7 protein-coding genes and 2 pseudogenes are annotated in these 10,644 nt (G+C 44.9%); 2 read left to right on the plus strand and 7 right to left on the minus strand.

Annotated elements, in window-relative coordinates:
• Nucleotides 1-90: 90 nt before the first annotated feature.
• Together IQ270_RS10795 and IQ270_RS10800 are read right to left on the minus strand one after the other, a co-directional pair.
• Nucleotides 91-696: a hypothetical protein gene (locus tag IQ270_RS10795; protein WP_193973221.1), complete on the minus strand. Its 606-nt coding sequence runs from the start codon at nt 694-696 to the stop codon at nt 91-93.
• Nucleotides 697-1,245: 549 nt separating this feature from the next.
• On the minus strand, nt 1,246-1,386 hold the full coding sequence (locus IQ270_RS10800; RefSeq protein WP_193973222.1) for a hypothetical protein: 141 nt from the start codon (nt 1,384-1,386) through the stop codon (nt 1,246-1,248).
• On the opposite strand from IQ270_RS10800, the gene IQ270_RS10805 reads away from it, so the two are divergent.
• Nucleotides 1,385-1,951, plus strand: a complete 567-nt coding sequence (locus IQ270_RS10805; protein WP_193973223.1) for a COP23 domain-containing protein — start codon at nt 1,385-1,387, stop codon at nt 1,949-1,951. The two genes, IQ270_RS10800 and IQ270_RS10805, sit on opposite strands and share 2 nt — an antisense overlap.
• A 230-nt stretch (nt 1,952-2,181) precedes the next feature.
• Here IQ270_RS10805 and IQ270_RS10810 read toward each other — a convergent pair whose 3' ends face one another.
• A complete protein-coding gene (locus IQ270_RS10810) occupies nt 2,182-2,403 on the minus strand; it encodes a hypothetical protein (RefSeq protein ID WP_193973224.1) in 222 nt (73 codons plus the stop codon).
• A gap of 263 nt (nt 2,404-2,666) precedes the next feature.
• On the opposite strand from IQ270_RS10810, the gene IQ270_RS10815 reads away from it, so the two are divergent.
• Nucleotides 2,667-3,905, plus strand: coding sequence for a COP23 domain-containing protein (locus IQ270_RS10815; protein WP_193973225.1), 1,239 nt, complete (start codon nt 2,667-2,669; stop codon nt 3,903-3,905).
• Nucleotides 3,906-4,280: 375 nt separating this feature from the next.
• Here IQ270_RS10815 and IQ270_RS10820 read toward each other — a convergent pair.
• The 4 genes and pseudogenes from IQ270_RS10820 to IQ270_RS10835 form a co-directional block, all read right to left on the minus strand.
• Nucleotides 4,281-5,013, minus strand: a pseudogene (locus IQ270_RS10820) (IS1 family transposase).
• Nucleotides 5,014-5,131: 118 nt separating this feature from the next.
• A pseudogene (locus IQ270_RS10825) lies at nt 5,132-6,179 on the minus strand (IS5 family transposase); the annotation flags it as partial.
• 398 nt (nt 6,180-6,577) lie between these two features.
• Entirely contained in the window at nt 6,578-6,805 is a 228-nt protein-coding gene (locus IQ270_RS10830) for a hypothetical protein (protein WP_193973226.1), read from the minus strand.
• A 211-nt stretch (nt 6,806-7,016) separates the two neighbouring features.
• Nucleotides 7,017-10,220: an efflux RND transporter permease subunit gene (locus IQ270_RS10835; RefSeq protein WP_193973227.1), complete on the minus strand. Its 3,204-nt coding sequence runs from the start codon at nt 10,218-10,220 to the stop codon at nt 7,017-7,019.
• Nucleotides 10,221-10,644 lie beyond the last annotated feature (424 nt).

Raw genomic sequence — 10,644 nt, forward strand, 5'->3', positions numbered from 1 at the left:
AGTAATTGCCTATTCTTTAATTCTTCAATCAAAGTCTTCAATGCCTCAATCGAAAATGCTATAATTCCCATCTCTAATTATATTAATCGATTATTCTCGAACTGTGCTGACAATGTTCTGTCCGAGCTCTGTAAAACGCACTGTTTTGATTTGCCAAGGAGCATAACGGATCAAAGTTTGGCGCACGCCTCCAAACAAACCTAGCATTTGACAGCTCGACAGATTTTGCAGTTTCTGCCGGGAATTCCCGAAGGCCCGCAGATCCAGGGTAGCTATTCCGAGGTCGCGGTCGATCGTCAGCCGATAGCCAACCAAACCGAGACTATCGAAAATCTGCTGCTTTAACACTTCATTAACGGCGGATGACATTAACTGATTGTTTGGGCCTGTTACTGTTTCCGGGTTGAGAGTTTGACAGAGATTGTCTACCTTATAAATTTTAACGGTGACAGTATTCTCTGATGCTACTCCAGTGGCTAAAACTGGGGGAATAGAGTTAGAGGGGAGCGCGGATTGAGTCGATCGACCCTCAACTAGATTTCTCGTTAGCTGTAGGTCTCTGAATTTACCGACGCCCGTTCGGGATTGGCTCCCGTTTGCGGTTAAGTTCGCTGCATCATAGGTGAAACAACTGCTACCACCCATCAAAATTAATCCTGCGGCTAAATACTCGAACTGTTTGCAAATACGGTTCATAGTTTCTAATACTCAACTAAATGTCTGTGCATTGAGGGTGAAGTTTGGTGGTAGAAAGCACTTAGTCCCTGATTACACTCACTTAAGAGTATTTCCCGCCATCCGCAATACGGACACGAAAATAAGTTAATGGTTCTGATTAATACCTGTATTTTAGTGTTGTTTCACGTAAATGGGCAACGCAATTGATGCGATCGCGCGCGGATGGCTCCGTATCCCATCAGATTAAGCTTGCAGCGCTAGACCGGAAGTCATATCAAATACCCGGTCAGCGGTGTGGTTTGGCGTTGCCACTCGCTCCATGCCGATGTGTGATTTAAAAAGCATTTTTTCCGGTTGGCAAAACCTTGACCTTGATTAGTAGTAATAAGGACATAGTTTCGACTTGCGCGCGCATTTTACTATCTCCTTCGCAGCGGTCGTATCAATTGGTTTAGTGTGCATTTATACAAAAAAAATCGGCGTTAAGAATCCCTGATGACTCGGTGGTTGAAACCAGGACTATACAAAGTTTTGTCGGCGACCCTGACTAAGAAATAAAGGGGGTATTTAAGGCGGATTTGGTAGGGCAAACGTGCAAGTCGCGAACCACATAATTCCCCAGCCAGCCTCTGGCGGATCGAGGGTGCGATCGCAACATTTGGTGATTTTTCTATCCAATTCCATCAAAAATAGTGAGCACATCGTCATGAATCAGCAATTATTGACCAAAGTTTTGGCGGCAAGCGCGATCGCCCTCAGCAGCCTGACAGCGCCTTTTGAGCCTAGTTACGGCTGGAGTTCACCCACAGAAAAGGGATTTTCGTGCAGCAACTCGACCGGTGCGCCCGTAACGGTGTACCGAAACTCTAAAGGTGCGATCGAGCCTTGGATTGAGTGGACTTCAGATTATTTTTCCAGTTCTGGCTACAATCGGCAAACTCGGTGTCAATTAGTCAGCCAGCGCCTTGAAATCTACCGCCGGAACCGGGCGCTCAAGTACATTACAGCAGGTCAGATGAACGGCCAAAACGTCATCTGTACGGCGAATCAAGTCAACGGTTTGTGTCAAAATTTGATTTATACTCTCAGACCCGGCCAAGACCCGATCGGCTCTTTGTATAATTTGTTAGCTTGGCGTCAAGGATATGTCGGGATGCCGTCTTTTGATGAAACCCGTAAGATTCCTTACATTGATGTGAGGGGAAAACTAGAAGAAAGCACGGAGGAAGGGGAACAAGAACCTATTTTTTCGCCATCCTCCAGCCTTCATTAATATTTGGGCAACTTTCAATTCGATCGCCAATTCGGGAGGGCTATCGAGAAAAATTGGCGAGTCTAACTGCAGTACGCATCCAGATGGCGAAATTTTCTTCTCTGGGGCGATCGGACAATTTTCGCGGCCGACAGCAGTTCGCCCACCAACCCATGGAAGTTGCCAGGAAGCTGGGGGATGTTTAGTTCCGCAGGGATATTGAGTATAAATTAGCACTGACAAGCAGGGAATCAACAGCAGCGGGACATTAGCTGCTCGCCCGCCGGATTCCCTGCCGGTGCTGAGGTTTTGGCAGTAGCGCGGGGGTTGTAGAGTTGCTGCTGCCGAAATCTTTCCCTCAAAGCTATAGCTTGCGGTATACAAATCAGGTTAAAATTGCCAGGAGCGGTAGTCCGATTTTTAATGCCAAAAATTTCTTGGTGGGACTTAACGGTGCGGGCAAGTATCGACATCCCGATTTTGAGGTCTATACTTTTGAACGCGGAAGCGAACGGACGCGAGAATTTTGGGAAAAAATGGTTAAATCCAGTGGGAGAATGCCGATCGGTATTAAGTAAGTCTGCAGCAGGAAAAAACACAACTGTGTTAAAAAAGCTCGATGAGGCTAAAACCCTCCTGTCTTCTGCCTCCTGAATCCTGCCTCGTGCCAACTACAAATATTTACGCCGTTATACTTGTACTTGCAGTTTGTCTCGTCGGATCTAGGGAGTTAGCGATGAATGTATCGAGTTTGCGGTTCGGGGCGCTGACCATCATCTTGACCGGTGCAATAACGGCGACAGCAATTGTCTGTCAACAATATGCTGCTTGTGCCAAAACAGCCCAAGAAATTGCCCAGGTAGCAACGTTGAGCACCGTCGAAGTTAACAATACGCTGGGTTTTGCTACTAGCGGTTCGGGAGTAATTATTGCAAAGCAAGGCAATATTTATACGGTTTTGACTGCGAATCACGTTGTTGCCAGTCTCGCCCAAGAATACAGCATTCGCACTCATTTAGAAAAAAATTATAGAGCAATCAGAATACAGCGGCTGCCGAAAAAAGACCGCGATATAGACTTAGCTCTGATCCAATTTTACAGCCGAGAAAATTATCCAGTAGCGCCAATTGGCGAATCAAAACGTGCTGTAGTTGGTTCTACTATTTACGTTGCTGGCTATCCACTGCCCATCGCTTCTTGGTATGAAAGAAAACTTGAATTTACAGTAGGTATTGTTTCTTCTCGCCTCGATCGCGCATCATCGGGGTACGGGCTCCGGTATCAAGCTGTCACCAGGCGCGGCATGAGCGGCGGGCCTGTATTTGATGCTGATGGCACTGTTGTGGGAATTCACGGTCAGGGAGATACTGTTGGTACGGTGATGAGCCAGTGGAACGGTCAGGTTGAGGAGATTAAAACAGGGTTGAATGCGGCAATCCCGATCGATTCTTTGATGTCGTTGCGATCGCAAACCTTACCGAACGGGTTTGATATTCTCAGCAATATTTCGCTCCAGCCCAGCCCCAGCTACAATCAATCAAATCTGGGACTCGGAGGCTTTGTCTGCGATACCTCCACCGGCGAACCCATGACTGTGTATCAAAATCCGCAAGGGTTTAGGGAACCTTGGATTCGCTGGAATTCTAATTTCTTTTCGGGTTCTGGCTACGATCCTCTGACTCGCTGCAAACAAGTCACTCAGCGCCTAGAAAATTACAGCCGCAACAAACAGCTAAATTATGTCACTGTCGGCATTGTCAACAATCAGAAAGTGATTTGCACCAGCAGTCGCGTTAACGGGCCGTGCGAAGGTTTGATCTACACGCTGCGCCGCGATCAAGATCCGGCTCCAGCACTCAGCAGTTTTTTTGTGTGGCTGGGGAATCAGAAGGCTAGACCTTCTCTTTTTGAAAGCAGCACTCCGGTTTATATTAATGTTGGGGAACGGCTGGGTTTAGATGTTAGCGAACCCTAATTTGTACTAAACTTATTACAAAAATCAGAAACTATTCAAAAAAATATCTGCGTTTATTTGTGTTGCATCTGCTTAGAATCTGCGGTTTCTGTATCGCTCCAAAACTTGTTAAAAAAATCTGTTAAACAATATTTTTTTTGCTAAATCGTGCTGATTTGCTGATGAAAATTTCGCACTCATTGGGAAAATAGAAATATTTGAGTGATATCGTGTCCGGTAAATTGAGGTTCTTCCTTACTTGGTATGCCAAACTAACAATTAAAATACCAAGTAAGCAAACATCTATTTTTGTAGTTTTCAAAATTCCTAAAGCCATACGCCGAGCGGGCGTTGCTGAATTTAGGTATGATTTGTACGATCGCAGGGATGTATTAGTTACTTTATTTGCCTCGCTCGAACGCGATTGAAATGATTCCCTGGATAGGGAACCGGAACCTCCCAAAACTTAAGATAATGAATTAATAAGCGAATGCATTTTTTGAGCATATCTCTCGACTTAGAATAGCAAAGTGTCTTGCGATGAAGTCGGGCTTGCGTAATGTCGTAGTCGCGTATTTTCTCCCTCTACTCGGGTCATGTAAGTTTTACAGATAATTTGGTCTCCATCTGGAATAAACATGGGATAAACTGGCCATCCATCTGTTACATAAAAATAACATTTCCAGTTACCCACTAATTCCCATAAGGGTCGAAAAGTTGCTGCACTATGGTCGCCCGCACCCATCCTAAAATCCCTGGCTGAAAGTGATTAACTGCCGTCGCTCACCAAATTTTATTTTTTTTTACCAACAAATGTTTCTAGTTCATCAAGTTCTCCAACTTTGGGAATTGTCTCTGGTTCATAAGCATCAGGCAGCAATTCTCCTACTTGTTTGACCCAATTGATGATGCTGGTGTGATGTACTCCTTTAATCCTCTCTATTGCTCGAAAACCCAGATTATTGACATACATTGTGAGGCATTCACGTTTCACATCCTCAGAGTAACCTTTATGAGGTTTATAGCAATCTATAAATTGTCTGCCACAATCGACACAAATATAATTCTGTTTACCTTTTTTATGACCATTTTTATTAACGTAAGTTGACTGACATTCAGGACATTGCATAAGCTCTATGTTTTTTGAAGTGTTATTTTCTGGCAATCGTACTCTCAATCTATCATACCCTAATTCAGCAACGCCACTCTGGATAATATCCTGTGAACCTATAATAAGCTTCTACTTAGGCTTTTAAGTAAAGAGATTCGTTAAAGTTATCCCAGCTCATCCGGTCTAAAAATACATATCCTTCAAAACAACTGGCTGATAGTTTGGCTCGCCTCTCTACGCTTTTCCCTGCTTTTCCTCTGACAATGGGACTAATATGGGGTTGGCTTAAACTTACTATTCTATCCTCAATACTCTGTTTGTTATTGTCAAACAACCATTGCTGTTGGCAAGAGACTTATTCTGTGAGGACTAGCAAGGTTTTATATTGCTTTTTATTCAAAGCTTATAGGGTCGCACCTGCATCAATTAAGTGTTCAATATGAGAATCGTTTCTTTTGATATATTGAAGTTGTTTTTTGATAGCCTGTCTTCTTTTGTTTCGGGTTGGTCGTCTTTGTTGGGCTACTGCTAAGTAATTTTTTCTGGCCTTATTACGGTAGGTTCTTGGTTTTTTGTGGATTTTTTCTTTGATTTGTTTATACAGGATGTCTATGATTTTTTTTGTATGAACTCGGGCTGCGTTTAATAGTCCTAGGTCGGTCGGATAACTAATGTCGGCTGGGGCGCAGGTTGCATCTATGATTAGTTTGTCGCGATTGGGTGACTCATTTTTGGCATCCGAATCCTTTTTTTTCGGGTTTGATTGGGGTGGTAGAACGCATTTTTAAGGGCCATGCGTTCGTTGAATTTATTAATTTGGTTCGGACTGATACGCCCGTCGAAAGTGTACTAATAGTGATGGGTCAAATGGTAGTTCATTGCTGTAGCTCGATTGACCGATAAAGTATTGTAGATAGGGGTTTTCACGGATCTGTTCGACTGTTTCACGCGGAGCTAATTCCGAGTTTTTATTTGATGATTAATGCCCCCAATGCCATCCGAAAGGATTTGGCTGGCGCGCCCTTTTCTGTGGGGAAGTTTTGAGCATATTCTGATTCAAATTCTGACCACGGGATACATTAGTTCGCCCATTTTTACCCAACGGTTGTCTGCTGACAACATTCCTCCGAAAGGCAGTTCAAACTCGGATAGGGGCTAGAGGCAAGCTCAGCTTTTTTGTACAGGATCGCAGGTTGTGATGCACGGGTTTTGACCTATTCTACCTGTTTATCACGGCGACTTTACTCTCGATCGCGCGATCAAAAACCCAGACGAGGCAATATGCGATCGATTATTCAGCAAACCCTACTTATGGGAATGCGACTTTCAGACAGAACTGACATACTCCCAGGACTAGAAACCGGGTTTTTTACCAAATCTGCGTAGTGTAACGCCTCTTCTCGTAAAAAACCCGGTTTCTGACCACCCGTGCGTAAATCCTAAGCTACTCACTCAGAATGACGGTTAACAGCACCACATCCTGTTCCGATTCTGCTGCTGAATTGTCATTTGGGCGCTCGGATTCGTGATCGTCAGGCACGAATTCCTGTGACATAATTATCTTCTCCTGGTTTTGGGTTTTCTAGAAAAACCCAAAAACCCAGCCGCCCCGCTTTTCAACGCATAGCAGGGCGGCTACAGAGAATGTTAAGATTCTCGGAGCCTCCAGACTGCTGGTATCAGTTTGGCGGTTAGCTGTCCATTGCTGTTTGCCGCAGCTTTGGGCGAAGCGAAGCGGAGGGAGTGCAACTAGATTTCTGGGCGGAGCGAAGCGGAGGGGATGCAGGCTGCCTCCTTTACAAGCAAGCAACCTCTAATTTCAAAGCGTAGCCGCAGATGGGGGTCGCCGTCAACCGATTTTAGATTTTAGATTTGGGATTTTAGATTTGGGATTTTGGATTGAAGAATTTATCCCCGGACTAATCTGGGGGCTTTGGGGGTTTTGATTGCGGATTTGGGGGTTTTGGGCGATCGCACCAACTATCCTCAGAAAACCAACAATGGTATTTTCCACTTACCAACTAAAGCGGCGATACTTTATCCCGTTCAATCTCCCGATCCGAGACACTTTTCCCATCCAAAATTGTGCCATCATCCGGCGGATTTTGCGGGCGATCGCGTTTCGTAAAGCGATCGCGAGCCGAGACAATCACCACATACAAAACTGGAACTATAAACAAACTCAAGAAAGTAGAAACAACCATCCCTCCGGCGATCGCATTCCCTAGCGATCGGCGGCTCGCAGCCCCCGCACCTTCTGGGTTAATCAGAGGAGCAATACCCAAAATAAAAGACAGAGAAGTCATCAAAATCGGTCGCAAACGCTCCTGAGACGCCTCAACTGCTGCCTTAGTAACTGAATACCCCTGCTCCCGCAACTGATTAGCAAACTCCACGATTAAAATCGCATTTTTACTAGCCAACCCAATCAACATCACCAAACCAATCTGACAATAAACATCATTTGCCAAACCCCGCAGCGACTGAGCTAAAAGTGCCCCTAAAATCGCCAGAGGAACCGCCAGCAAAATAATAAAAGGATCGACATAATTTTCGTACTGAGCCGCCAAAACCAAGAACACAAAAATCAGCCCCAAACCAAAAATAATTGGAGCTTGACCCCCAGACTCAATTTCTTCTAAAGAAGTCCCCGACCATTCATAGCCAAAACCCGCTGGTAAAACTTGACTTGCCACCTTTTCCATCGATTTAATTGCCTGTCCAGAGCTCGATCCCGGAGCCGGAGAACCCGTAATTTCAATTGACCTGTATAAATTGTAGTGATTAACAGTTTGGGCTCCCACCACCGGAGTTAGCTTCACCAAATTGCTCAAAGAAATCATTTCATTCTTTCCAGATCGCACATACAATTTACCAATATCTTCAGGGTTAGCGCGAAACTGTTTGTCCGCCTGAACGTACACCCGATAATTGCGCTGCTGGAGATTGAAATCGTTGACATACTGCGAACCCAGAGCCGTTTGCAGCGTACTGAAAATATCATCAAGAGAAATATCCAAAGCCTTCGCCAGATTGCGGTCAACCTCCACAATTAACTGAGGCGTATTCGCTGCAAACGTACTAAATACCGCCTGCAATCCCGGTGTCTGATTCGCCTGCTTCAAAATCCCGCCCATCGTCTGAACCATTGCATCTAAACCGCTGTTACCTTTGCGGTCTTGCAATTGAAATTGGAAGCCTCCAAATTGACCTAAACCTTGAATGGCTGGCGGATTCACCGGAAAAATTCTCGCTTCTGGAATCGCCATCAGCTTACCCCGCAAGCCGCCAATAATTGCTTGTACAGTTTGACTTTCTCCGTGACGTTCGCTCCAGGGTTTAAGCGTAGTAAAAATAATACCTTGGTTGGAAGTGCTACCGCTAAAACCGAAGCCTCCTACTGAAAAAGTACCGACAACTTCAGGAAGCTTAAGAATTTCTTGCTCAACTTCATCCATTACTTGCCGAGTATATTGCAGAGAAACGCCTTGGGGGCCTTGAATAATTGTCAAAAAATAACCCTGGTCTTCTTCTGGGATAAATGCTGTTGGTACTGATAGATAAAGCCAAGCTGTTAATCCCAGAGAAGCGATGAATAGGAGGGTGACAACAGTTTTAAATCTTGTGAGAAATATCAAGGATTCCCGGTATTGGCGCTGCATCCAATCGAGAACTCTATTAACGCGATCGAACACCCAACCCAGCGGCCCACCATACTTCTGCCCCCGCCGCAGCAATATAGCTGCCAGCGAGGGCGTGAGGGTAATAGCCATAAAGGTAGAAAGCAGTACAGAAAAAGCAATTGTCAGCGCAAATTGTTTGTAAAGTGCTCCCGTAGTTCCGGGGAAAAATGCCACTGGGACGAACACTGCCATCAACACTAAGGAAGTCGCAATCACAGCGCTAAAAAGCTCCCGCATTGACTCGAAAGCTGCTTGGCGGGCACTCATGCCTTGGCGAATCAAACGGTCGATATTTTCTACTACAATAATAGCGTCGTCAACCACCAACCCTGTCGCTAGTGTTAGACCAAACAGAGATAGGCTGTTAATTGTAAACCCGAAAATTTTGATAAAAGCAAAAGTTCCAATCAAAGAAATTGGAATTGTGATGGTGGGAATAATTGTAGTCCGCCAGTCTTGCAAGAAAACAAAAATTACTATCACCACTAGCAGAACTGCTTCAAATAGCGTTTTTATGACTTCTGCCATCGACTCTTGGACAAATAAAGTCGTGTCCAGTGCTACTCTATGTATCAAGCCGGGAGGGAAACTAACAGCTAGTTTTTCCATTTCTGCTTTGACGGCATTGGCAACATTCAAAGCATTGCTTCCCGGCAGTTGGTAAATGCCTAAACCTACGGCATCATTGCCTCTAAATCTCAGAAAAGAGTTGTAGTTTTCGGCTCCTAATTCGGCTCTTCCAACCTCTTTTAATTTAACTAATGTTCCGTTTGCCTCTGTTTTGAGGACAATGTTTTCAAATTCTGCGGGTTCTTTGAGGCGACTTTCAGCACGCAAGTCAATTTGATACATTTGCCCGTCTGGGGCTGGTTCTTGCCCAACTCTGCCGGCACCAACTTGTAAGTTTTGTTCGTTAATCGCCCTGGTTACGTCTTGCATTGTGAGACGGCGAGCTGCTAACTTATTGGGGTCGATCCACAGGCGCATTGCGTAGCGGCGTTCTCCAAAAATTCGCACGTCGCCAACGCCTTTTACCCGCTTTAGGGCATCTGCTAAATACAAGTCGGCGTAGTTGCTTAAAAATACGGTGTCGTATTCTTTGTTTTCTGTAAATAAGCCGATCGCCAGCAGGAGACTGGTAGATTGTTTGGTAACTCTCACTCCCGTGCGCTGTACGGCATCTGGTAGTTGCGGTTGTGCGACTGCAACTCGATTTTGAACATCGACGGCGGCAATATCTTTGTTGCGCGACGGGTCAAACGTGGCAGTAATGGTGCTAGTACCATCATTGCTGCTGCTAGAAGTTAAATATTTTAGTCCTTCAACGCCGTTAATTTGCCTTTCTAGGATGTTTGTTACGGCATTTTCGACAATTTCGGCACTGGCCCCGCTATAGTTGGCTGTGACGCTGATTTGGGTGGGGCTGATGTCGGGGAAGCGTTCGATCGGCAGTGTAGGAATGCTAATTGCGCCTACCAAAACGATAACTATGGCGCAGACGCTAGCAAATACTGGTCGTTTAATAAAGAAATCTGCAAACATTATTTGGGTAATCGGTAGTTGCTATATCAATTCCGGTTGCACCGTCAGGTGATTGTTGAGTGTTGAGTGTTGACTGTTGAGTGTTGACTGTTGAGTGTTGAGTGTTGAGTGTTGAGTGTTGAGTGTTGAGTGTTGAGTGTTGAGTGTTGAGTGTTGACTGAATTTGATGATTCCGATACTACCGGAAACGATATTATTTGACAATTGCTAATTCCTAATTGCACTTCAGTCAAAAAATCAAATATCCCCCTTTTTAAGAGCGGAGCAATCAAGTAGTTTCACATAAAGTACGTAGTTGCGCTTTAGCGCTCTTAAGATGTGAATTAAGGAATGAGAATTAAATAACTTGCAATCTTTATTGTTCTTGTGGGATGGGCGGGAGAGCCCGTCTAGAAAGGACGGGCTCTCCCGCCCATCCCACAAA

Source organism: Microcoleus sp. LEGE 07076, from assembly GCF_015207455.1.
Classification (GTDB): Bacteria; Cyanobacteriota; Cyanobacteriia; order Cyanobacteriales; family Microcoleaceae; genus Microcoleus.